Here is a 22002-nt window from a genome sequence, read left to right as displayed (position 1 = left end):
ACTGACCGCGCTCACCCTGATGGCGGGCGGCGGCGCCCTCACCGTCGGGCTCCAACTCGCCACCGCGCCACCGGCCGCGGCCCTCGACAACGGCCTCAACCTGACCCCGCAGATGGGGTTCAACAACTGGAACTCCACCGCCTGCGGGGAGCAGTTCAACGAGGCGATGATCAGGAACATCGCCGACATCTTCGTCGACAAGGGCCTCAAGGCCGCCGGCTACCAGTACGTCAACCTCGACGACTGCTGGGCGATGCCCCAGCGCGACGGGGCCGGCAACCTCGTTCCCGACCCGGTCCGCTTCCCGCACGGCATCAAGGCGCTCGCCGACTACGTGCACGGCAAGGGGCTGAAGTTCGGCCTCTACTCCAGCGCCGGGGACCACACCTGCGACACCAAGGGCTTCCCCGGCGGCCTCGGCCACGAGCAGCAGGACGCGGATCTGTGGGCATCCTGGGGCGTCGACTACCTCAAGTACGACAACTGCCGCAACCAGGGCGTCGACGCGCAGACCCGCTACCGGGCCATGGGCGACGCGCTGAAGCGGACCGGCCGGCCGATCCTCTACAGCATCTGCGAGTGGGGCAGCACCGGGCCGTGGAACTGGGCGCAGCCGGTGGGCAACTCCTGGCGCACCACCGGTGACATCAGCGACAACTGGGAGAGCATGATCTCCATCGCGCAGGCCAACCAGGGCCTGGCCAACTACGCCAAGCCCGGCGCCTTCAACGACCCGGACATGCTGGAGGTCGGCAACGGCGGCATGACCGGCACCGAGTACCGGACCCACTTCAGCCTCTGGGCCCAGATGGCCGCACCGCTGCTGATCGGCTCCGACCTGCGCAGCGCCGAACCGGAGACCCTGGAGATCCTCACCAACAAGGACGTCATCGCGGTGGACCAGGACCCGCTCGGCCGGCAGGGCTCCGTGGTCTCCCGGGTGAACGGGCTCGTGGTGATGAGCAAGCCGCTGGCGGACGGCAGCCGTTCGGTGACCCTCACCAACGAGCGCTCCTACGACACCACCATCAGCACCACGGCGCAGGCCATCGGCATCGGCGGCGCGGCGTCGTACACGGTCAAGGACCTGTGGTCCAAGCAGAGCACGACCAGCACCGGGGCGATCGGCGCGGTCGTCCCGGGGCACGGCACGGCGATGTTCCGGGTCACCCCGAGCTCGCCGGTCTCCCCGCCCAACGGGGTCACGCGGTTGAGCGACCTGCCGTTCACCTCCGTCTCCAACTTCTGGGGCCCGGTGGAGCGCGACCACAGCAACGGCGACCACGCGGCCGGCGACGGACGGACCATCACCGTCCGCGGCGTCCAGTACCCCTACGGCCTGGGGGTGCACGCCCCCAGCGAGATCGGCGTCCACCTGGGCGGCACCTGCCGCAACCTGGTCACCGACGTCGGGATCGACGACGAGGCGTACGGCAACGGCTCGGTGGTGTTCCAGGTCTACGCGGACGGGGTGAAGGCCGCCGACAGCGGCCCGGTCACCGGCCGGGACGCGGCGAAGCGGCTCACCGCCGACCTCACCGGGGCCGGGGAACTGCGGCTGGTGGTCACCGACGGCGGCGACGGCACCAGTTGGGACCACGCCGACTGGGCGAACGTCCGGATCGCCTGCGGCAGCGGCCCGGCCGCCGGCACCTACCAGCTCTCCGACCTCGCCTGGTCCGCCGCGGGCAACAGCTGGGGTCCGGTCGAGCGGGACATGAGCAATGGTGACAACCAGGCCCGCGACGGCTCCGCGATCAGCATCGCGGGCACCAAGTACCCCAAGGGCCTGGGCGTCAACGCGTTCAGCGAGATCGTCTACTACCTCGGCGGGTCCTGCTCCGCGCTGAGCACCGACGTGGGCGTCGACGACGAGGCGCAGGGCCGGGGTTCGGTCTCCTTCGAGATCTACGCCGACGACAGCAAGGTCGCCGACAGCGGGCGGATGACCGCCGCCTCCGGGGCCAAGCACCTGACGGCGGCGCTGACCGGGGCCAACGAGCTGCGGCTCGTGGTGACGGACGGCGGCGACGGCACCAACAGCGACCACGCCGACTGGGCCGCACCGGTGCTCACCTGCTGACCGGGGCGGGCGCGGTGCCGAGCGGTCCTCGGCGCCGCGCCCGTCTCGTGGCGGGCTCATGGCGGGCTCGTGGCGGGCTCATGGCGGGCTCGTGGCGGGCTCGTGGCGGGCTCGGGTGTCGGCGGTCGCGGCGTCGACGGTCTGGGTGTCGTGCCGTCAGAACCCGTCCCAATCGTCGGCGTTCATCCGGTAACTCGACCGGTCGCACGGTCGGCCCTGGTCGCCGCCGCTGCGGCGGTCGCTGCCGTCGTCGTGACGTCGGCTCCGGCTCCGGCTCCGGCGGGCGACCGGCGGGGAACCGTCACGGTGACGGCTACGCCCCCGGGTTCACCCGCGTCGTCGACCCCGCCGACCCCATCAACCCCGCCCCGGATGTCCACCCGGCCGCCGAGCAGCGCCACCCGCTCGCGCAGCCCGCGTATGCCGTGGCCCGGTTCGGAGCCCCGGGCGATCCCCCTCCCGTTGTCGGTGACGGTCAGCCGGGCGGCCGGACCGTCCAGGACGAGCCGGACCTCCACCCTGGTCGCCCGGCCACGCCGGCGGGCGTTGGTGATCGCCTCCTGGGCGGCGCGGTAGAGGGTGGTGAGCGTCCCGGCGTCGTGGCCCGACTCCTCGCCGGTGACCGTGAGCTCCACCGCCAGCCGATCGTCGCCGAGGTACCGGACGAGCTCGGCGAGCGAGCGGACCAGGGAGAACGGGCGCGCCCCGCGCAGCACGCCCACCGACTCGCGCACCTCCTCCAGTGCCCGCCCCACCGACCGACGCGCGTCCGCGAGGGCCCGCGCCGAAACCTCCTGGTCCAGTACTCGGAACGCCTCGGCCTTCTCCAACTGCACACCGGCGGCGGTGAGCCGGTGGCCGAGGCTGTCGTGGATCTCCCCGGCCGCCCGGCTGCGCTCCTCCGCCGCGGACAGTTCCGCGACCCGCTCCGCGTAGCGGGCCAGCCGCTCGCGCGACTCCTCCAGCCGTACCCGCGTCTCCTGTTCACGGACCGCCGACCCGGCCACCGACAGGACCAGCGCCAGGGCGAGGCCGAACACCAGCACGTCGGACACGTAGACCGGACGCACCCACCACCCCGGTGCCAGGACCGTCAGCCCGACCAGCAGCAGCCCGACGCTCCCGGCGGCGCAGACGAGCGCCACCCACCGGCCGAAGGCCAGGTACGCGGTGAACGGCACCAGGACGAACAGCGCCCGCGACACCCCGGAGCCGTCCACCACCGCGACCACCGCGAACAGCGCCACCCGCGCCGCCAGCAGCGGTTCCGCGGGCAGCCGCGCGGCCGGCGCCGAGTCCGGCCCGGGCGCCTCCAGGGCGAGCAGGGCCAGCAGACCGGCGGCGAAGACGGTGAGCCGGGCACCGCCGAACTCACCGGCGGCGACCGCCGCGTGGTAGAAGCCACCGGCCAGGACCACGGTGTAGAGCACGGGCGGGATCCACCGCACGGCGCGCTGTTCCATCCACCCCTCCTCAGTGCCGACCGGGCCGGTCCCGACCACGCCGGGACTGTACCCGCGTTCCCGGCACCCTCCCCTCCCTCGCACAAAGATTGGCCAAAGGTCATGGAGGGCCGGGGCACAGACCGCGCGAACATGTGCAGATCGGCACTTCTTGGCCCCCTGCGCGGACCCCTAGCCTCATCAGCGTCAGGTTCAGCGCCCCTCCCGGCCTGTCCCCGGGAGCTCGGAACGAGGAGTGAACATCCATGCACCACAGCGTTCTGACAGGCCATCGGATCATCCGACCGCGCCTTCGCCGACCCGGCCGGGCCCTGACGGTCCTGGCGTCCATCGCCGTCCTCGCGGCCCTCGTCCCGGCAGTCGCCGCCGTCGCCCTGCGACCCGGGTCCGGAAGCGTCGGCGAGGACCCTCGCGCGGCCCGGCGCGGGCGTCCTCGCGGGGCGGGGCCCGCCGGCCCCGCCCCGTCAGGTCCGGGACGGCCGGCGTCACCGCTTCATGTAGACGCTGTCCATGAAGTCGATGATCTGCTGGTCCGTCAGGCGGTGGCCCTGACGGTGGCCCATCGCCAGGTCGGCCTCGCTGATCATGCCGACCAGCCGGTCACCGTCGATCACCGGGATCCGGCGGATCTGGTGCTGCTCCATCTTCTGGAGCACGGCGTCGATGCCGTCCTCGGCACGGACGCAGTGCAGGTGGCCGGCCAGTTCCATGGCCTTCACGGCGGCCGGGTCCCGTCCCTCCGCGATACATCGGACGATGATGTCGCGGTCGGTGATGATGCCCTTCAGCTTCTGGTCGCCACCGCAGATCGGGAGGGCGCCGACGTTCATGTCGCGCATCATCCGGGCGGCGTCGGCGAGGCTCTGTTCGGCGTCGACGCACTGGGCGCCGGGGTGCATGATGTCTCGGGCTGTGGTCACGGGGACTCCTCCTCAGGGTCTTCCCCCGAGCAGCGAACGGTCCGCTGCGCCCACCCTATGCACCCCGCCGACGGTCCGCGAGCGCATCGCCCCGGGTGCTACGTGCGGTCACCGCCGGGCCGTGCGGGAGCAGGGCCCGGCACGGGCCCTGCCGCTGCGGCGGGCGACGGGGCGGACCGATACTGGGGGCGTGACGGACGAGTTCGCCGGGGCACCGCCCGGCAGGACGGCGGCTGGCGACGACCCGCTCGACGAGGCGGTCCGGGTGCGGCCCACGACGGCGCTGCGCCCGTACGTGGCCTGGTACTCGGGCTACCGCCGGCACGGTGTGCCACCCGCGCTGCACCGGGGTCTGCCGTCCCCGCACCTCACCTTCATCCTGACCCTGGACGATCCGCTCACGGTGGCCGGCCACCCGGACCCGGGGCAGCCGCCCGCCCGGTACGCCACGCTGATCGGCGGCGTGCACACGGCGCCCGCGCTGATCAGCCACGACGGCCGGCAGTCCGGCATCCAGCTCGCCGTCCACCCGCTCGCGGCGCGGGCCCTGTCCGGGCTGGACGTCCCGGCCGAGGCAGTGCTCGGGGCGGCGGCCGCGAGCCTCCGGGAGGCGGCCCGGGAGGCCCGCGACTGGCCGGAGCGCTTCGCGGCGCTGGACGGCGCGCTGCTGCGGCTCGCGCGCCCTTCCGGCCAGGTGCCGCCGGAGGTCGTCCACGCCTGGTCCGCGCTGCGGCGCAGCGGCGGGGCTCTGCCGGTGGCCGCGCTCGCCCGGGAGACCGGGTGGAGCGAACGGCACCTGCTGGACCGGTTCCGCCGGGAGACCGGCCTCAGCCCGAAGGCCGCCGCCCGCGTGATGCGGTTCGACCGGGCCCGCCGGCTGCTGGCCGCGCCCGGCGGGACGCCCCGGCTGGCGGAGCTCGCGGCATACTGCGGCTTCGCCGACCAGGCCCACCTGGCCCGCGAGTTCCGCGCGCTGGCCGGGTGCGCGCCGAGTACCTGGCTGGCCGAGGAGGGGCCGGACGCGGCGAAGTTCCGAAATGTCCAAGGCGGGGCCACCGGGCCCGCGCCAGAGTGAGAGGCATGACGGCGGTCCGGCCCGGTGCCCGTCCGGGACCGGCCGCCACGACCCGGAGGAGGCACCCGCCATGGGCACCGACACCACCGACACCGGCCCCACAAACACCGCCGACATCAACTCCGGCGGAACGGCGCCTGCGCCGCAGGTCTGGCCGAGCCTGCGGGCCCGCGACGCCCACGCGCTGATCCGCTTCCTCTCGGAGGCGTTCGGCTTCGAGGAGGTGGTCGCCTACGGCGAGGGCGCGTTCGTGGCCCACGCGGAGCTGGCCTGGCCGGAGGGCGGTGGTGTGATGCTCGGTTCCGACCGCCCGACGCCCGAGGGCGCCGAGCCCTGGCCCGGCGGCCCCGGCACGTTCAGCGCGTACGTGGTCACGGCGGACCCGGACGCCCTGCACGCGCGGGCCGTCGCCGCCGGGGCACGGATCACCACCGCGCCGTTCGACACGGACTACGGTTCGCGCGACTTCGCCGCCGCCGATCCGGAGGGCAACCACTGGTACTTCGGCACCTACCCGGGCGCGCCCCGACCCACGGCGGGCTGAGCCGTGCGCCCCGGCGATACGAGCGGTGACACGAGCGGTGACACGACCGGCGACGTGACCGCAGCCGATTCCTCCGGCGAGGCGGCGGCCGTGCAGCGACTGCGGGCCGTCTGCCTGGCACTGCCCGAGGTGGACGAGCGGGTCAGCCACGGTGAGCCGACCTGGTTCGCCGGTGCCGGCCGCCGGGCGCGGGTCCTCGTGATGCTCTCCGACCACCGCGACGACCACCTCGCGTTCTGGTGTCCGGCGGCGGCCGGCGCCCAGGAGTTCCTGGTCGCCGAGGCGCCGGACCGGTTCTTCCGGCCGCCCCACGTCGGCCACCGGGGCTGGGTCGGCGTCCGCCTCGATGTGACACCGCTCGACTGGAAGCGGATCGAGGACCTGGTCGCCGACGCGCACGCCCTGGTGACCGGCCGCGCACCTTGACAATATTTTTAGGTCAGGTGACCTATTTTTTCTTCCATGACCACACCCGCACACGTCTCCGCCCCCGACACCCTCACCCACGACCCGCACGGGCCCGTCCTCCTGGTCGGCGGCTACGGGACGGTCGGCGCCGAACTCGCCCGCCTGGTGGCGGCCGACCACCCCGTACTGCTCACCGGCCGGTCCGAGGAACGGGGAGCAGCGCTGGTCCACGACCTCGGCGGAGCCCCGCACGCCGCGGTCCGCCGCTGGGACCTCGCCGACCCGGCACCGTTCCAGGCCGCGGTCCGGGCCGTCGTGGGCGTGGTCAACGACCCGGACGACCGGGTGCTGCGAGCAGCGATCGTCGGCGGGGTGCCGTACGCGGACATCACCCGCTGGACCGTCCGGCTCCAGCGGGCCGCCACCCTGGCCGCCCTGCTGCGCCCGACCGAACCGGTGCTGCTCTCCTCCGCGTGGATGGGCGGCGTCGTCAGCCTGGTCGCCGCCGCGCTGGCAAACCGGCTCGGCGGGGCGGACCGGGTCGAGACCGCCATCCGCTGGGACCTCGCCGACCGGGCCGGCGCGGACTCCGTCGAGTTCATGGACCGGCTGGGGCTGGACTACGAGGTCATCCGCGAGGGCCGGCGCAGCACGGTCGCCCCGTTGAGTGACGCGGGCACCGTCCGGATCGGCGACCGTCCCACCCGGGTCGCCCGGATCGACACGCCCGAGCAGTTCACCCTGCCGCTCACCCTCGGCACCACGACCGCCACCACCCGGATCGGCTTCAGTTCCGGCCTCAGCACCCGGGCCCTGCTGGCCGCCAAGCACGCCGGCTTCTTCCGCTGGGGCCGGGGCGAGCGCTGGCAGTCCGCCCGCCGCGCCATGCTGTACTCACCCGGCGACGGCGGCACCGCGCTCCTGCGGATCGACGTCACGCACGGCGGCCGCACCCTCACCGCCGTCGTCGAGGACCGCGCCGGCCAGGCCCACCTCACCGCCGTCGGCGGCCTGCTCGCCCTCCGCCGCGCCCTCGGCACGGACGGTGCGGCCCCCGCCCCGGCCGGCGTCTCCTTCCCGGAACGGACGCCCCGCCCCGCCCAACTCCTCCCCGCACTCGCCGCCCTCGGTGTCTCGGTCGACATCCACCCCGCCACCGGCTTGGATGCTGCCGCATGAGCACCGCCCCCGCCACACCGCCAGACCCGAACCCGGGCAACCCCACCGAGGTACCCCCCGGGCGGCCCCGCCCCCACAAGGCCACGCGGCGACCGGATCCCACCCCACCCACGCCCGCCCCGAACACCGCCACGGAAGCCGGCACGCCAACGGCTCCCGGCCCGGCACGGCCGAAGCCCACCCCCGGCCCCCACAGATCGGCCACCGCTCCGAAACGCCGCACCCCCGACAGCCCGGCCGAAACCGCCGCCACCACCCCTGGGCACGCAGGCGAACCGGAGGAAGCCGAACGGCAGGCGGAAATCGCCACCGTGGCAGCCCCAACCATGGAGCGAGCCGAAGGCACCGCCGGTGCCCACGGACCGGCCACCGCTCCGGAAGGCCACGCCCTGGCCGGCTCGGCGGGGGCCGCCGGCACGGCGGCCCCGGGGCCGGGCGGCTCCGGCAGTCGCTCGGTGGGAGCTGGGTCCGGAGAGCGGGTTGCCCGGAGTGCCGGCAAGGGGGGCCCGGGGCGGGGACGGAAGGGGGTGGAGCGGCGGGAGGCGCTGTTGGACGCGGCGGAGGGGGTGCTGGTCGCCGAGGGCGGGGCGGAGTTGACGATGCGGGCCGTGGCGGCGGCGGCCGGGGTACGGCTGGGGCATCTCCAGTACTACTTCCCCACGCATGCCGACCTGGTCGCGGCTGTGCTGGAGCGGGTGCTGCGGCGGTCGGCGGAGCGGTTGGCCCCGCTGCTCGCCCCCGAAACCGCCCGCGAAACCGACACCGCCCCTGACACCGACACGGCCGCTGCGGTGGTGGTGGCGCTGCTGGCCGAGCAGGAGGACGCGCGGCTGGTCCGGCTGTTCGCCGAGGTGTGGGCGCTCGCTGCCCGGGACGCGGCGGTGGCCGGTGCCGTCCGGCAGTTCTACGACGGTTACCGGGAGCAGGTGGCCGCGTTCCTCGGCCGGCGACGGCCCGGGCTGTCGCCGGCCGAACGGCAGGCCAGGGCCGGGGTGTTCGTGATGCTGATCGAGGGCGCCTCGCTGTTCCGCTCCGGGCTGGCGGGTGAGCGGGCGCCGGACACCGATGCCACGCTGGTCCGTACCGCGCTTGACCTGCTCGGGCCGTGACACTCCCGGGCAACGGGCAAGCGACCTGCCCGGGGCGTGGACGGCTCGCGCCGCGCCCCCGCGCCGGGCAGACTGGCCGCAACGGACCCGGCCGCGCCGGGACGCGCGCAGCCTCGGAGGCGGCGATGCCGCAGATGGTGGTTGACGGGCGCACGCTCGCGCTCTCGCATCTGGACAAGGTGTACTACCCGCAGACCGGCACCCTCAAGGGCGAGGTGCTGCGCTACTACGCCGCCGTCCACGCCGCGCTGCTGCCGCACCTGCGCGACCGCCCGGTGTCCTTCCTGCGCACCCCGGACGGCGTGGCGGCCGAGGTCTTCGTCGCCAAGAACCCGCCGCCCGGGACGCCCCGCTGGGTGCGCACGGCCGAGGTGCCGAGCAACAGCGGCGAGCTGCGCCAGGTGGTGCTGGAGAACGGCGCCGCCCTGCTCGCACTGGTGAACCTGGGCTGTCTGGAGCTGCACGTGCCGCAGTGGCACACCGCCGCGCCGGGGCTGGCGGACCGGCTGGTGCTGGACCTCGACCCGGGCGCGGGGGCGGACGTCCTCACCTGCCGCACGGTGGCCGGGATGCTGCGCGAGCGGCTCGCGGCGGACGGTCTGGAGGCCTGGGTGAAGACCTCCGGCGGCAAGGGCCTGCACCTGATGGTGCCGCTGGAGCCCATGCCGAGCGCCCGGGTCTCCGCGTACGCCAAGCAGCTGGCCGCCGAGCTGGAGGCGGCCCACCCGGACCTGGTCGTGCACACCATGGCGAAGGCCCGTCGCACCGGCCGGGTGCTGGTCGACTGGTCGCAGAACGCGGCCAAGAAGACCACCGCCGCGCCGTACACCGTGCGGGCGCAGCAGCGGCCGACGGTGTCGGCGCCGCTGTCCTGGGCGGAGTTGGACGCGGCCGGGTCGGTGGAGGAGCTGGTGTTCACGATCGCCGACGTGCCGGATCGGCTGGCGGCGCGCGGCGACCTGTTCGCGCCGCTCCTCGATCCGGCACGCGCCCGTCCGCTGCCCGCCGCCTCGCCGCACACCCCCTCCACCGCCGCCACCTCGACCGCCCCGACCACCCCGACCACCTCACCCCGAAGAGCGCCCTCGGCCGCCGCCCGTGATCCGGTGGTCCTGGAGCCCCCGGTGGAGGTGATGCGCCCGGCGGCCGTGCCCGCCGTCCCCCCGGCGGACGGCCTCGGCGGGGCCGGGGTGGTGTACGAGCTCAAGCTGGACGGCTTCCGCTGCGTGGCCTTCGCGCGCGGGCCGGGGCGTCCGTCGTTCCTGCAGTCCCGCTCGGGGCGGGACCTCACGGCCGACTTCCCGCCGATCGCCGCCGCCGTGACCCGGCTCCCGGCCGGGCTGGTGCTGGACGCGGAGCTGGTCGCCTGGCGCGGCGGACGGTTCGCCTTCGAGGAACTGCTGCGCACCCGCCAGGCGCGGGCCGCCGAGGACGTGGCGCTCGGGCTGATCGCCTTCGACGTGCTCGCCCTGCCGGGTCGGGACGTCCGGGGGCTGCCGTTGGCCGACCGGCGGCGGCTGCTGGTGGCCGCGCTGGCCGACGTCCCGCCCCCGGTCCAGGCCGTCCTGGCGACCACCGACCGGGCCGAGGCACTGGCCTGGATGGAACGGCTCGCCGACACCGGGGTGGAGGGGCTGGTCTGCAAAGCGGCCGGCTCCCCGTACCGGGCCCGCGGCGCCGGGCGGGTCTGGGTGAAGTACCGACGCGGCGACACCGTGGACGCGGCCGTGCGCGCCGTCACCGGACCGCCGGCGCGGCCGAGGGCGGTGGTCCTGGAACTGGACGACGGCCGGGTCCTGCTCTCCTCGCCGCCGCTCTCCCCGCCGCAGTCCCGACAGGTGGCGGAGGCGACGGCCGGACGGCTCGGCACGCCCGTCCACGATCCGCAGTACGGCTCCGTCCGGCCGGTCACCACCGCGCTGCGCGCCGAGGTGACCGTGACCGGACGGCCTCCGACGGCGCTCTTCGTCCGGCTGCGCGGCGACTGAGCCCGGACGCGCCCACCGAGCCGTACCCGCCCACCGAGCCGCGTCGAGGGAGCCCAGCACCATGAACCCCAGCCCCAGCCCCAGCCCGAGTCCCGACCCCAGCCCCAGCCCCGACCCCGCCGAAGCCGACGCCTGCCCCGCCGAGGGCGCGCCCGTGTACGCGGTCGGCCGGGTCGGCGTCGACTTCCGCTCCGCGGCCCGCCTGGACGGCTTCCGGCGACAGCTGGCGGAGGTCCCCGGCGGACCGCCCCCGGATCCCGGGGACGCCCGGCAGCTGTACGACCACCTGGTCGGCAACCCCTGGGCCTCGTCCGAGGTGACCTGGACGCTCACCCTCGACAGCACCCCGGTCTATGCCCTGGAGGCCGGACCCGCCGTCGGGATGGACTGGTCCGGCCCGCTCCCCGGCCCCGCGCCGGACGGGACCGAGGAGGACGAGGAGGAACGGCTCGCGCTGCTGCGCCGGATCGCCGCCGCCCCGCCGGTGCACCCCGTCCACCGGGCGCTGCGCGAGGCGCTGCTCGGCCAGTCGCTCCCGCTCGGGGATCCGGGCCGCATCGGCCGACTCACCGTCCCCGGCCGGCTCACCGAACGCTCGATGCGGCTGTTCTCCGGCCGGACCGTGCCGGTGGTCCGGGTGAGCGCCGTCGGCCTGGCCCGCTGGACGGAGACCCCGCTGATCGCGGCCGCCGTGGACACCGTCGCGGAGGGCATCACCCGGCGCGATCGCAATCCCGACGACGGACACGACGACGACGGAGACGACCACGATCACGACCACGAAGCGGTGACCGGGCACGTCCGCGCACTGCTCGACAAGGTGTACTACCAGCTTCGCAACCCGGGCCGGAGCGCCGCCGAACGGGCGCTGAACCACGCCGTGACGGAGACCTTCCTGAGCGGCGGCCTGCTCGGCGAGGGCCCGCTCTCCGCCCAGTGGCTGCCCGACGCACTCGCCCCCGCCACGCCCGGCCCCGCCACGCCCGGACCGGCCACGCCCGGCCTCTGCACCCTGGACACGATCACCGTCGCCAGGAGCCCGTACTGCCGGGCGGACTCCGACTGCCAGGACGTGATGGTGCGCTTCTTCGACCCGGCCGACGACCGGCGTGCCGCCGTCACCTACGTCTGCACCGTCGACGTCAGCGACGAGCTGCCGGTCAGTCTGGGACCGGTCCACCGCTTCCTCGGCTGACGTCCTCCGGTGCCGTGTGGCGGGAGGGGGCGGCCTCGTGGGCGACCGGCCAGGGCGGGTGCGGGCCCTTGGCCGGGTGCGCGTGGGCGAACTCCGTCACCAGTGTCTCGTTGAAGACCGGCAGGTCGGAGGGCTTGCGGCCGGAGACCAGCACGCCGGGACCGTCCCGGCAGACGTGGACCGGCTCGTCGACCCAGTAGGCGCCGGCGTTGACCAGGTCGGTGCGGATGCTCGGCCAGGAGGTGAGCGTGCGACCGCGCACCGCGTCCGCCTCGATCAGCGTCCACGCGCCGTGGCAGATCACCCCGACCGGCCGGCCGGCGGCGGACAGCTCGTGGACGAAGGCCACGGCGGCCCGGTGCAGCCGCAGGGTGTCGGGATTGGCGACGCCGCCCGGCAGGACCAGCGCGTCGTAGGCGGCCGGCTCGGCCACACCGACGAGGTCGTCGACGGGGAAGGTGTCCGCCCGGTCCAGGTGCCGGAACGCCTGCACGCGTCCGGGCCGGGTGGACACCAGCCGCGGCGTGCCGCCCGCCTCGGCGACGGCCTGCCAGGAGGAGGTCAGTTCGGTCTGCTCGACGCCCTCGGGCGCGACCAGGAACGCGACCGTGCGGCCGGTGAGGGCGACGAACTCCGTCCGGCTCACCCCGCTCACCACCCGTCCCGCGCCGACTCAGCCCGCACGGCCCGCACGGCCCGCACGGCCCGCACCGGGCCCGGCCGCCCCTCCCGCCCGGTCGACGGCCGCGGGCGGCGGCGCCGAGCGCACCCGGGCGCGCGGGCAGTCGAGATGGACGACCAGTTCGAGGTGATCGATCCGGGACACCAGTCCGACCGGTACCAGGACCGGGGCGCCCGGCACCCACGGCCGGGTGTCCACCAGCAGGTGGTCCCCGGCGTCCTGGTCCACCCGGCCCAGCGGGCCGTCCGTCGCCTCGACCTCGTAGCCGACCAGCGTGAGATCGGCGGCGTGGTGGGAGCCGGGGCGGTACTCCCACAGCTCGGTGGTCATCACGTCTCCGGATAGTCCCAGGGCCTGCGCTCGCGGCCGTCCTGCCGGTCGCGGCGCCCCTCCGGATGATCGCCGGGGCGGTCGCCGCCGTCCGTGGGCTCCCCCGGCCACCCGCGGGCGCGCGGTCCCCGGTACCCGCCGTCCAGCAGATCGTCCGCCGTCTCCTCCACGCGGGCGCGCCGCCGACGGCGCAGCACGGTCGACAGGGCGGCCGCCATCAGGACGCTGCCGATCCAGACCGCCGCCGAGGCGATCGCCACGGCCGCGGTGGGCTTGCGCACCGCGACGCTGAGGCAGACCGCCGACATCACCAGTGCCGTCATCAGCACACCGGCCGGCATCCGGCGGCCCAGGCCGCCCAACGCGTTCCCCAACCGGCTCGGCCGTTTGGCACCCATCGTGCTCAACCGCCGGTCGAGGCGGGTGTCCCTGCTCAGCTCGCCCTCGATCTCGGCCAGGAGCCGCCGCTCCCGTCCGCTCAGCGCGGGTCCGTCCATCTCGGTCACCTCCGGCACTTCCGGTGACGACGTCCTCCCGTCCGGGCGAGTGCCCGGCGGGGTGCGGGCTAACCGCTCCGGCCCGCCGAGGCGGTCGAGGCGGTCAACCCGGTCGACGCGGTCGGACGGCGGTCGCGGAACGCCCGGGGGCGGGCGAGCAGGCTGTCGTCCAGCACGCGCAGCAGGGCCGCGGCGTCACGGTGCACCTCGACGGCGCCCGCGGCCCGCAGTTCGGGCGCGGTGGCACCGACGCCGAGCACGGCGACGCAGGCCACCCCGGCCCGGCGCGCCGCCCGGACCTCGGGCACGCTCCCGGCGACGAACACCGCGTGCGCGGGCTCTCCACCGACCAGGTCGAGCGCGGCCCGAACCGGGTCGTGGCCGGGGTCGGTCACGGTGAGCGCGGGGGTCGCGGCAGGACCGGGGGCGGTCAGCACCACGGTCCAGCCACGGGCGGCGCACTCGCGCGGCAGATCGGCGGAACCGCGTGGCGTCGCACGCCAATCGGCCCCGAAGAGTGCCGCGGAGATGACCGTCATGGCCCACCGCTCCCGTTCCGCACCACGTACGGGCGCGCCCTTCCAGGTTAGGCCCGCACCCGGCACCCCGCCCCCTGCCCGCCGGGGAACCGGGCAGCCCCATGCCATCCGCGCGGGCTCAGCCGTCCCGGCGGCCCCGCGCCTCGGGGCCGGGACCCGCGCCGGCCTCGGTGTCGGGGTCGGTGGCCAGCCGGGCGTGGAGGTGCTCGTCGTGGTAGCGGCCGTCGCCGAAACGGTAGGAGGCACGCAGGGTACCTTCGAGCGGGAAGCCGCAACGGTCGGCGACCCGGCACGAGGCGGGGTTGTCGACCGCGTGCGCGAGTTCGATGCGCCGGGCGCCCGCGGTGTCGAAGCCCCAGCGGGTGACCGTGCGGGTGGCCCGGGTGACCACGCCCCTGCCTCGGGCGGCCGGCAGCAGCCAGTAGCCGACCATGGCGAGCCCGTCGGCACGGTCGGTCCACCGCAGGGCGATGGTGCCGAACAGCTCGGAGTCCACGGCGTCCAGGATCGCGAAGTAGCCGAGGCTGCCGTTCTCCCAGCCGGTGGCCCAGCGGTCGAGGCACGCCTCGGCCTGCACCGGGTCGGCGGCGCGCAGCGGGTTCCAGAGGGCGATCTCCGGATCGGCGGCGGCCTTGGTCAGGCTCGCCACCGCACCGCCCCGGACCTCCAGGCCGGGCCGCCACGGACGCAGGACGACGTCGCCCAGGTCGAGGACGGCCGGGACGAACCCGCGGCTGCCGTCGGTCGGCGGTCCTACGGGCGCTGCGGGCGCGGAGGAAGCGGCGGAGCCGACGGGTGTGGTGGAGTGCGTGGTGCTCATCCGCCCTTCCTATCCCCCGTCCCACCTGCCCGGCAACGGATTTACCGTCGCCGCGAAAACCGGTCGGCACCGCAGCCCCGGCGTGCCACGATCGGCCCATGGCCGAACTCCTCACCGCCCACACCTCCGCCCTGGACCCCGGCACCAGGGAGGCGGTCCGGGCCCTGCTGGCCGAGGAGTTCGTCGACCTGGGCGAGGAGGACTGGGAGCACGGGCTCGGCGGCGTGCACGCGCTGGTCCGGGAGGGCGGTGTGCTGATCGGGCACGCGGCGGTGGTCCAGCGGCGGCTGCTGCACGCCGGACGGGCGCTGCGCACGGGGTACGTGGAGAACGTGGTGGTGCGCGCGGACCGGCGCGGGCGCGGCCACGGTGCGGCGCCGATGGCGGCGTCGGAGGCGGTGGTCCGGGGCGGCTACCAGCTGGGGGCGCTCTGCGCGGCGGACGACGCGGTGGCGTTCTACGCGGCGCGCGGCCGGCAGCCGTGGCGCGGTCCGCTCACCGCGCTGACGCCGCACGGCCCGGTGCCGACGCCGGACGACGAGGGCGAGGTGTTCGTGCTGCCGGGTGCGGTGGCGCTGGACCTCGACGGGCGGTTGGTGTGCGACTGGCGCGACGGCGACCTCTGGTAGCCGGAGCCCGGGGGCCGCAGCCCAGGGACCGCCGTCGCGCCGGAGGGGGTCAGACCCGGGCGAGGTAGCCGTTGTCGACGAGCCAGAGCACGTTCAGCCGGGCCGGACCGTCGGGGACGAGCGCGGCGTCGAGCTGGTACTGCAGACCGTAGCCGGGCTGGCCGAACCAGGGCGCTATCGGTCCGGCGTGCACCTTGAAGGGCTTGACCACCTGGTAGTCGTGGTAGTTGCAGCTCGCGGCCGGGTTGGCGTCCAGGCTCTGCGGCGGGATGGAGCGGCTGGCGTAGGGCAGGCCCTCGGGGGCGAGGAACGCGCCGTACTCGCTGCCGTAGCGGTCGATCCGCTGGTTCGGGTAGAGGGTGATCTCGAACTCGACCGGGGTGCCGTCGGGCAGGGTGACGTAGCCGTTGGCGGGCGGGTATATCCAGCCCGGGCTGCCGTTGTTGGCGGTGGGGCTGTAGTAGGTGGCGAGGAACTTCGCCTCGTCGAGGCCACCGGTCCGCCGGTAGCCGATCAGCTCACGGCCGACCGTGCCGGCGGTCGGCAGGTCGGCGGGGCCGAGCCGGGGATCGCCGTGGAAGTCCGCCGTCGAGCACTCGTCGGACGGGGTGGCGGCCGTCGCGGCGGCGAGGGCCGGGGTGGTCGGGGCGAGCAGGGCGACGACCGCGGCGAGCGGTACGGCGAGCAGGCGAAGGCGCACGTTGTCTCCGTCATGAGGTGGTGAGCTGGCAGGCGGGTTGGGTGGTGCGGTGACGAGCCGGCGGCGGCACGGCGGGCGGACCGGAGCGTGATCGGTCACCCTCCGTGGCCAAGCCGGCACCAGGCAATCGGATCATCTGATCGCGCGTCAACCGTGATAGCCCGTAACGGGTCCGGAGCCCCCGGTTTCGGCCAACCCGCGCACGTCGGGCGCCGGGGGCGTGCAAACTGGAGGGTCGCGCCCCCAGCCTCGGACCCGGCACAGCCGCCGCAACCAGCGGCGGACCCCGCCGGAGCCGCCGGGGGACGCATCAGTTCCATTGACAGCGCGTCGGGCCGGCCCGATCCTCGCCGGTACGGCCCGGCCGCCGGCCACGGCCGCTCGACGACCGGGGGTGGTCAGCGATGACGGACCAGTGCGCCGCACGGCGGATGCCGACGTCGGTCCGGCGGGCGGTCGCGTGCGTGTGGATCCACGCCGCGCTCAGCGGCTGCTCGGGCCTCCTGCTGCTCGGGGCCCTCGGCCGGAACCAGGGCGACGAGGTCGCGCTGGTGCGCTTCGTCGCGATGACCTCCGTGCTGGTCGGACTGCTGCTCGGCACCTGTGCCGGCCTCGCCTCGCGCCGGGCCGGCTGGACCAGGACGACGGTGGCCGTCATCGAGGCCCTGTCCGTGGCCGTCGGCGTGCTCCTGGTGGCCACCGGCTCGTTCGCCGCCCTGGCCGGCATCGCCCTCGGCGCGTTCGTCCTGCGGGCGTTCCTGTCCGCCGACGGGCGCGCCTGGTTCAGTGACTAGGCATGCCCGCCGGCCCGCGGCGGGGACGGCGGGGCTCAGGCCAGGGACCGGGTTCGGGCCAGGGACCGGGTTCGGACCGGGGACCGCCGGGTTCAGCCCCGGCTGCTGGGGGCCAGGCGGCCGAGGAGGTGCAGCAGGCGGTCCAGCGCATCGCGGGAGTTGGGCTCCGTCAGGTTGACCATCAGCCGGAACGCCGCCCGCAGCAGGGCCGGGTTGCCGAGCCCGGCCGCCCCGGCCGCGCCCACCAGCCGCGGGTGGCTCAGCGCGGCGGCGGTGAGCCGCCCGAGCGCGAAGTAGCCGTCGTAGGCGGCGCGCAGGGCCTGCGGGTAGGCGCGCAGGGCCAGATCGCGGCCGCGGTCGGTGCGCCGGGCGAGGGCCTGGACGATCGCCTCGGCGGCGAAGCGGCCGGACTCCATCGCGTAGGCGATGCCCTCACCGGTGGCCGGACTGACCGTGCCGCCGGCGTCGCCGACCAGCAACAGGCCGTCGGCGTAGTGGGGTTGGCGGTTGAGTCCCATCGGAAGGGCGGAGCCGCGGATCGGTTCGGTGACGGCCTCGGGGTGGTAGCCGTACTCGGCGGGGAGATCGTCGCACCAGCGGCGGAGCAGCTGCCGCCAGTCCACCTCGCGGGGCACCGCGCCGGTGTCGACGACACCGAGGCCGATGTTGGCGGTGCCGTCGCCCATGCCGAACACCCAGGCGTAGCCGGGCAGCAGGCGGCGGGCCGGGTCGGTGGGGTCGCGCAGGTCGAGCCAGGCCTCCAGGTAGCGGTCCTCGTGGCGCGGGGTGGTGAAGTAGGTGCGGTAGGCGACCCCCATCGCGCGGTCGGTACGGCGGTAGCGCCGCATCGCCAGCGAGAGCCGGGTGGAGTTGCCGTCGGCGGCGACCACCAGGGGCGCGCGGTAGGTGACGGGCCGGCGCTCCTCGCCGAGCCGGGCGGTGACGCCGGTGATCCGGCCGGTCCGCTCGTCCAGCACCGGGCCCGCCACGTTGGCCCGCTCCACCAGCCGGGCGCCGGCCGCGGCAGCCCGCCGGGCGAGCAGCTCGTCGAAGTCGGCGCGGCGGCGGACCAGCCCGAAGCCGGGGTAGGCGGACAGCTCCGGCCAGTCGAGTTCCACCCGGCGCCCGCCCGCGACGATCCGCAGGCCGCGGTTGTGCAGCCAGCCGGCGGATTCGGAGACGTCGATCCCGAGGTCGATCAGCTGCCGGACGGCGCGGGGGGTGAGGCCGTCGCCGCAGACCTTCTCCCGAGGGAAGGCCGACTTCTCCAGCAGGAGGACGTCCAGGCCGGTGCGGGCCAGGTGGTAGGCGGCGGTGGAGCCGGCGGGACCCGCGCCGACCACGATCACATCGGCCGTGTCCGCGCCGGTCCCGGACGCGCCGTCGGCGGCGGTCGGCTCCGCCCCCTCGACCGGCTCCGCTCCCCCGGTCCGCTCCGCTCCCCCGGCCTGCCCGGCGCCCCCGACCGGCTCGGCCGCCCTGACCGGCTCGGCGCCGCCGGACGGGCCGGCGGGGTCCGGCTGGGCGGGACGGGTGGACGACTGCTCTGCTGGGCCGGGCATGCGGCGCTCCCACGGGTGTCGGTCCTGCGGCGGACTCAGCGGATTCGGCGGACACAGACGATATGGACCGCGAACGCCCCGTCGAACCCGACACGCGGGCATCGGCCGCCCCACCCGACACCACCCGGCCCGATCGGACCGATCCCGCACACCGGCCCCTCACATCCGGGTGACCGAATCGTTGCCATGGATTTGTCGGACAATCTGCTTTGCTTTCTGGCAATTCGGCCAAACCGTCCTTGCGGGGCCGAACCGGCTACGGGATTTTGATGCGTCTCGTCCGCCGACCGATGTCGGCCGAGGGCTCCCACCTCCACGCGCGGCCCCGCCGGGCCGCCGATCCCCGTTGGACACAGCCATGCGCATTCGCTCCACCACGGCGCGGTCCCTCGTCGCCGTCCCCGCCGTCGCCGCCCTGCTGCTCGCCACCCCCACCGCCGAGGCCGCCGCCGGCGGCCAGGCCGCGAAGGGCAACAACGGCACCGTCAAGATCCACGACTCCTCGACGGGCGAGGAGCCCAAGAACAACGAGCCCAAGGTATGCGCCTTCTACCTGGACTCGTTCGGCTTCGACCCGGGCCAGGACATCGTCTGGCTGATCGCCCAGATGCACACCGACAACAAGGAGACCGCCGTCGTGTACGGCGACATCCCGGTGGACGGCAAGGGCCACATCCGGACCGAGGACATCAACCTGCCGGACGGCCAGTACAAGCTGTACTGGGCCTCGGTGGAGCTTGACCACGGCAAGCTGCCGACGACGCCGCCGAAGCTCAACAACCCGAAGCACAAGGTGTTCAAGGTGGACTGCGGCGGCCGCACCCCCACCCCGACCGCCACGCCGAGCCCGACCGGCAAGCCCACCTCCACGCCGCCGGTGACGCCAACGCCGGTGCCGACGCCCACCAAGGCGACCCCGGTCCCGCCGCCGCCCACCAGCGCGACGCCGACCACCCCGCCGACCACCCCGCCGACGACGCCGGTCCCGACGGTCCCGGTCACCCCGAGCACGGTGCCCACGGTGGCCCCGAGCGAGACGCCGTCGCCGACCGAGGCGCCGACCCCGTCCACGCCGCCGACCACGACGCCGCCGAACCCGACGGTCCCGCCGACCGTCGCCCCGACCGGCTCGCCGAGCGCGGTCCCGTCGGTCACGCCGAGCACCACGCCCAGCGGCACCGCGAGCCCGTCGGCCACCCCCTCGGCCAGCCCGGGTGCGACCGGTTCGGCGAGCCCGTCCGGCACCGCCACCCCGGGCGGCCAGGCGCCGGAGCCGAGCGCGAGCGGCCCGGCCCCCAAGCCCACCGCGACCGTTCCGGTGCACATCGCGCCGGCCGACACCGTCGTCGACCCGGCCGACCCGCTGATCATGCCGACCCAGGTCAGCGTGCCGACCCCGATCGCCGGTGGCACCTCCTCCGGCAAGGACCTCGCGTCCACCGGCAGCAACGGCACCGGCACCCTGCTGATGGCCGGCGCGGGCACCGTCCTGCTGCTCGGCGGCGCGGGCGCCGTCGTCTACACCCGCCGCACCCGCCGCTCCTCCTGATCCGGCGCCCGGACCTCCGGCACCCGGACACGCGAACGGGCCGGTGACCCTCAAGGTCACCGGCCCGTTCGCCGTCCCCGCCGTCCCCGTCCCCGCCGTCCCCAGGGCGCTCAGGGGGTGATCGCCAGCTCCACGTAGGCAGCCAGGATGGCCAGGTGCACCGCTCCCTGGAGCGGCGTCGCCCGGCGCGGGATGACCGTCAGCGTGCCGACCACGATGGTCAGCGTGAGCAGCACCAGGTGCGAGGAGTCCAGGCCGAGCACCAGCGGCCCGGAGAGCCAGTACGAGGCGACCGCCACGGCCGGGATGGTCAGGCCGATGCTCGCCAGCGCGGAGCCGAGCGCCAGGTTGAGGCTGGTCTGCACCCGGTTGCGCTTGGCCGCGCGCAGGGCGGCGATGGTCTCCGGCAGCAGGACGAGCAGCGCGATCACGACACCCACCACCGAGTTCGGCAGCCCGGCCGACTGCACCGCCGACTCGATGGTCGGCGACACGCCCTTGGCCAGGCCGACCACCGACACCAGCGCCACACCGAGCAGGGCCAGGCTGACGATGGTGGCCCGCAGCGTCGGCGGCTCGGCGTGGTCGTCCTCCTCCACCACCTTGCCCTCCGGGGTGACCGGCAGGAAGTACTCCCGGTGACGGACCGCCAGGGTGGCGACGAACAGGCCGTAGAGCACGAGCGAGGCGGCGGCCGCGAAGGCCAGCTGGGCGGGCGAGAACTGCGGGCCGGGCGAGCTGGTGGTGAAGGTCGGCAGCACCAGGCTGAGCGTGGCGAGGGTGCCGATGCAGGCCAGCGCCGCGCCCGTCCCCTCGGCGTTGAAGACCGCCACCCGGTGCTTGCTGGCCGCCACCACGATGGACAGGCCGAGGATGCCGTTGCAGGTGATCATCACCGCGGCGAACACGGTGTCCCGGGCGAGCGTCGCCGACTTGTCGCCGCCGTCGATCATCAGGGTCACGATCAGCGCGACCTCGATCACCGTCACCGCGACCGCGAGCACCAGGGAACCGAACGGCTCGCCCACCTTGTGGGCGATCACCTCCGCGTGGTGCACGGCGGCGAGCACGGCGCCCGCCAGGAACAGCGACACCACGCCGACCACCCAGCCGGGGAGATCGCGGTGCCAGGTCAGGGCGAGGACGGCGAAGGCCAGCAGGGGCACGACGACGGTCCACTGCGTGACGGCAGGTCGGAGCTTGGTGAACATGCCGCCGAGCATCCCATCCGGAAGCACGGGTTCCACGGCGGCGCCACCGGGGAGGCCGCGGATGTGGCCGACCTCATGACCCGGCCACCGTAGTCCCGCCGTACTCCGCGAGGTAGGCGAGGACCTTGCCGACGTGCGGTTTCACCCGATCGGGTACACCGCCGGCGTCGGCGACCGTCTTGTCGCTCGTCCGGTAGCCGGCCGTCACCAGGGCGGGCAGCTCGGCGGCGGGATAGCCGCGCTGCTTGAAGCGCTGGGCGAGCCAGCAGACGTAGCCGCCCATCGCGGCGATGGCGTCGTCGGGGTCCAGGTAGTCCTTCACGCCGTCGTGGTCGGCGTCCTGCGCCCAGGCGTTGAAGACCGAGGGGGTCCACATCGCCACGCCGTACTCCCCGGTCTCGGGGCGGGCGGCGGCCGGGTCGAAGCCGGACTCCGCCTTGATCATCGCGGCCAGCAGCACCGGGGTGACCTCGGCCTCGGGGCAGCGGCGGGCCGCGTCGTCGATCGGCGTGCGCAGCGCGACGGGGACGTCGGCGCCCGGCGGGATCGCACCCGGCCGGACCGGACCGCGCACCGGCGGCGGCGCCCCGGACGCCACCGCCGACGCGGACGACGCGGACGACGCGGACGGCTCGGCCGGCTCCGGCGCGCCGGTGAGCGCCAGCAGGGCGGCGGCCCCGGCGAGCAGCGCCGTCGCGCCCACGGCGGTGCGGCGGCGCCGCGGC

At 75.2% G+C, this 22002-nt stretch carries 21 protein-coding genes and 1 pseudogene; 11 read left to right on the top strand and 11 right to left on the bottom strand.

Going from position 1 to position 22002, the window contains the following annotated elements; genetic code table 11:
• Positions 1-19 precede the first annotated feature (19 nt).
• The gene (locus tag ACFVVU_RS02000) at positions 20-2083 is read left to right on the top strand and encodes an NPCBM/NEW2 domain-containing protein (RefSeq protein ID WP_387788290.1); all 2064 of its coding nucleotides are present in this window, start codon (positions 20-22) and stop codon (positions 2081-2083) included.
• 182 nt (positions 2084-2265) lie between these two features.
• On the opposite strand, the gene ACFVVU_RS01995 is transcribed toward ACFVVU_RS02000, so the two are convergent.
• A complete protein-coding gene (locus tag ACFVVU_RS01995) occupies positions 2266-3546 on the bottom strand; it encodes a sensor histidine kinase (protein ID WP_387787781.1) in 1281 nt (426 codons plus the stop codon).
• A gap of 485 nt (positions 3547-4031) precedes the next feature.
• Positions 4032-4466 (bottom strand): CBS domain-containing protein, encoded by a 435-nt coding sequence (locus ACFVVU_RS01990; RefSeq protein WP_380683639.1) that lies wholly within the window; start codon positions 4464-4466, stop codon positions 4032-4034.
• A 190-nt stretch (positions 4467-4656) separates the two neighbouring features.
• On the opposite strand from ACFVVU_RS01990, the gene ACFVVU_RS01985 reads away from it, so the two are divergent.
• The 7 genes from ACFVVU_RS01985 to ACFVVU_RS01955 all read left to right on the top strand — a co-directional run bounded on the left by ACFVVU_RS01985 (position 4657) and on the right by ACFVVU_RS01955 (position 11964).
• On the top strand, positions 4657-5541 hold the full coding sequence (locus ACFVVU_RS01985; RefSeq protein WP_387787778.1) for a helix-turn-helix domain-containing protein: 885 nt from the start codon (positions 4657-4659) through the stop codon (positions 5539-5541).
• 70 nt (positions 5542-5611) lie between these two features.
• The gene (locus ACFVVU_RS01980; protein WP_387787776.1) at positions 5612-6085 is read left to right on the top strand and encodes a VOC family protein; all 474 of its coding nucleotides are present in this window, start codon (positions 5612-5614) and stop codon (positions 6083-6085) included.
• A gap of 54 nt (positions 6086-6139) precedes the next feature.
• Positions 6140-6511: an MmcQ/YjbR family DNA-binding protein gene (locus ACFVVU_RS01975; protein ID WP_387787773.1), complete on the top strand. Its 372-nt coding sequence runs from the start codon at positions 6140-6142 to the stop codon at positions 6509-6511.
• Positions 6512-6547: 36 nt separating this feature from the next.
• The gene (locus tag ACFVVU_RS01970; RefSeq protein ID WP_387787770.1) at positions 6548-7672 is read left to right on the top strand and encodes a saccharopine dehydrogenase; all 1125 of its coding nucleotides are present in this window, start codon (positions 6548-6550) and stop codon (positions 7670-7672) included.
• A gap of 527 nt (positions 7673-8199) precedes the next feature.
• A complete protein-coding gene (locus ACFVVU_RS01965) occupies positions 8200-8781 on the top strand; it encodes a TetR family transcriptional regulator (protein ID WP_387787768.1) in 582 nt (193 codons plus the stop codon).
• A 125-nt stretch (positions 8782-8906) separates the two neighbouring features.
• Positions 8907-10769 (top strand): non-homologous end-joining DNA ligase, encoded by a 1863-nt coding sequence (gene ligD, locus ACFVVU_RS01960; protein ID WP_387787766.1) that lies wholly within the window; start codon positions 8907-8909, stop codon positions 10767-10769.
• A 61-nt stretch (positions 10770-10830) separates the two neighbouring features.
• Complete coding sequence (locus ACFVVU_RS01955; RefSeq protein ID WP_387787763.1) at positions 10831-11964, top strand: hypothetical protein; 1134 nt, start codon at positions 10831-10833, stop codon at positions 11962-11964.
• 79 nt (positions 11965-12043) lie between these two features.
• Here ACFVVU_RS01955 and ACFVVU_RS01950 read toward each other — a convergent pair.
• The 5 genes and pseudogenes from ACFVVU_RS01950 to ACFVVU_RS01930 form a co-directional block, all read right to left on the bottom strand.
• Positions 12044-12610, bottom strand: a pseudogene (locus tag ACFVVU_RS01950) (type 1 glutamine amidotransferase domain-containing protein); the annotation flags it as partial.
• 27 nt (positions 12611-12637) lie between these two features.
• Complete coding sequence (locus ACFVVU_RS01945) at positions 12638-12976, bottom strand: PRC-barrel domain containing protein (RefSeq protein ID WP_387787761.1); 339 nt, start codon at positions 12974-12976, stop codon at positions 12638-12640.
• Positions 12976-13473, bottom strand: coding sequence for a hypothetical protein (locus ACFVVU_RS01940; protein ID WP_380683629.1), 498 nt, complete (start codon positions 13471-13473; stop codon positions 12976-12978). Before ACFVVU_RS01940 ends, ACFVVU_RS01945 begins: the two co-directional genes overlap by 1 nt.
• Before the next feature lie 68 nt (positions 13474-13541).
• Complete coding sequence (locus ACFVVU_RS01935) at positions 13542-14012, bottom strand: HAD family hydrolase (protein ID WP_387787758.1); 471 nt, start codon at positions 14010-14012, stop codon at positions 13542-13544.
• Positions 14013-14130: 118 nt separating this feature from the next.
• Positions 14131-14832 (bottom strand): GNAT family N-acetyltransferase, encoded by a 702-nt coding sequence (locus ACFVVU_RS01930; protein ID WP_387787755.1) that lies wholly within the window; start codon positions 14830-14832, stop codon positions 14131-14133.
• A gap of 98 nt (positions 14833-14930) precedes the next feature.
• On the opposite strand from ACFVVU_RS01930, the gene ACFVVU_RS01925 reads away from it, so the two are divergent.
• Positions 14931-15461, top strand: a complete 531-nt coding sequence (locus ACFVVU_RS01925) for a GNAT family N-acetyltransferase (RefSeq protein WP_387787753.1) — start codon at positions 14931-14933, stop codon at positions 15459-15461.
• Between the two features lie 49 nt (positions 15462-15510).
• Here ACFVVU_RS01925 and ACFVVU_RS01920 read toward each other — a convergent pair whose 3' ends face one another.
• Positions 15511-16161 carry a TNT domain-containing protein gene (locus ACFVVU_RS01920; RefSeq protein WP_387787750.1) on the bottom strand — a complete coding sequence of 217 codons (651 nt, stop codon included), beginning with the start codon at positions 16159-16161 and terminating at the stop codon, positions 15511-15513.
• Positions 16162-16565: 404 nt separating this feature from the next.
• Here ACFVVU_RS01920 and ACFVVU_RS01915 point away from each other — a divergent pair, with 404 nt between their 5' ends.
• On the top strand, positions 16566-16955 hold the full coding sequence (locus ACFVVU_RS01915) for a hypothetical protein (protein ID WP_380683624.1): 390 nt from the start codon (positions 16566-16568) through the stop codon (positions 16953-16955).
• Between the two features lie 92 nt (positions 16956-17047).
• Here the strand turns inward: ACFVVU_RS01915 and ACFVVU_RS01910 are convergent, their stop codons facing one another.
• Complete coding sequence (locus ACFVVU_RS01910; protein ID WP_387787747.1) at positions 17048-18517, bottom strand: geranylgeranyl reductase family protein; 1470 nt, start codon at positions 18515-18517, stop codon at positions 17048-17050.
• Positions 18518-18875: 358 nt separating this feature from the next.
• Here ACFVVU_RS01910 and ACFVVU_RS01905 point away from each other — a divergent pair, with 358 nt between their 5' ends.
• Positions 18876-20066: an LPXTG cell wall anchor domain-containing protein gene (locus tag ACFVVU_RS01905; RefSeq protein ID WP_387787745.1), complete on the top strand. Its 1191-nt coding sequence runs from the start codon at positions 18876-18878 to the stop codon at positions 20064-20066.
• A 110-nt stretch (positions 20067-20176) separates the two neighbouring features.
• Here the strand turns inward: ACFVVU_RS01905 and ACFVVU_RS01900 are convergent, their stop codons facing one another.
• The gene (locus ACFVVU_RS01900) at positions 20177-21277 is read right to left on the bottom strand and encodes a calcium:proton antiporter (protein WP_387787744.1); all 1101 of its coding nucleotides are present in this window, start codon (positions 21275-21277) and stop codon (positions 20177-20179) included.
• Positions 21278-21350: 73 nt separating this feature from the next.
• The coding region (locus ACFVVU_RS01895; RefSeq protein WP_387787741.1) for a transglycosylase SLT domain-containing protein at positions 21351-22002 on the bottom strand (652 nt) is incomplete at its 5' end.

The organism is Kitasatospora sp. NPDC057965 (assembly GCF_042887135.1).
Lineage (GTDB): Bacteria > Actinomycetota > Actinomycetes > Streptomycetales > Streptomycetaceae > Kitasatospora.
Note: the sequence above shows the minus strand (reverse complement) of the source record. Positions and strands in the feature narration are given on the sequence as shown.

Bases quoted from the DNA above. Each gene is read 5' to 3' on its own strand.
- ACFVVU_RS02000 (WP_387788290.1), top strand. From the start codon at position 20: ATGGCGGGCGGCGGCGCCCTCACCGTCGGGCTCCAACTCGCCACCGCG.
- ACFVVU_RS01995 (WP_387787781.1), bottom strand. From the start codon at position 3,546: ATGGAACAGCGCGCCGTGCGGTGGATCCCGCCCGTGCTCTACACCGTG.
- ACFVVU_RS01980 (WP_387787776.1), top strand. From the start codon at position 5,612: ATGGGCACCGACACCACCGACACCGGCCCCACAAACACCGCCGACATC.
- ACFVVU_RS01970 (WP_387787770.1), top strand. From the start codon at position 6,548: ATGACCACACCCGCACACGTCTCCGCCCCCGACACCCTCACCCACGAC.
- ligD (WP_387787766.1), top strand. From the start codon at position 8,907: ATGCCGCAGATGGTGGTTGACGGGCGCACGCTCGCGCTCTCGCATCTG.
- ACFVVU_RS01955 (WP_387787763.1), top strand. From the start codon at position 10,831: ATGAACCCCAGCCCCAGCCCCAGCCCGAGTCCCGACCCCAGCCCCAGC.
- ACFVVU_RS01945 (WP_387787761.1), bottom strand. From the start codon at position 12,976: ATGACCACCGAGCTGTGGGAGTACCGCCCCGGCTCCCACCACGCCGCC.
- ACFVVU_RS01940 (WP_380683629.1), bottom strand. From the start codon at position 13,473: ATGGACGGACCCGCGCTGAGCGGACGGGAGCGGCGGCTCCTGGCCGAG.
- ACFVVU_RS01935 (WP_387787758.1), bottom strand. From the start codon at position 14,012: ATGACGGTCATCTCCGCGGCACTCTTCGGGGCCGATTGGCGTGCGACG.
- ACFVVU_RS01930 (WP_387787755.1), bottom strand. From the start codon at position 14,832: ATGAGCACCACGCACTCCACCACACCCGTCGGCTCCGCCGCTTCCTCC.
- ACFVVU_RS01925 (WP_387787753.1), top strand. From the start codon at position 14,931: ATGGCCGAACTCCTCACCGCCCACACCTCCGCCCTGGACCCCGGCACC.
- ACFVVU_RS01915 (WP_380683624.1), top strand. From the start codon at position 16,566: ATGACGGACCAGTGCGCCGCACGGCGGATGCCGACGTCGGTCCGGCGG.
- ACFVVU_RS01910 (WP_387787747.1), bottom strand. From the start codon at position 18,517: ATGCCCGGCCCAGCAGAGCAGTCGTCCACCCGTCCCGCCCAGCCGGAC.
- ACFVVU_RS01905 (WP_387787745.1), top strand. From the start codon at position 18,876: ATGCGCATTCGCTCCACCACGGCGCGGTCCCTCGTCGCCGTCCCCGCC.
- ACFVVU_RS01900 (WP_387787744.1), bottom strand. From the start codon at position 21,277: ATGTTCACCAAGCTCCGACCTGCCGTCACGCAGTGGACCGTCGTCGTG.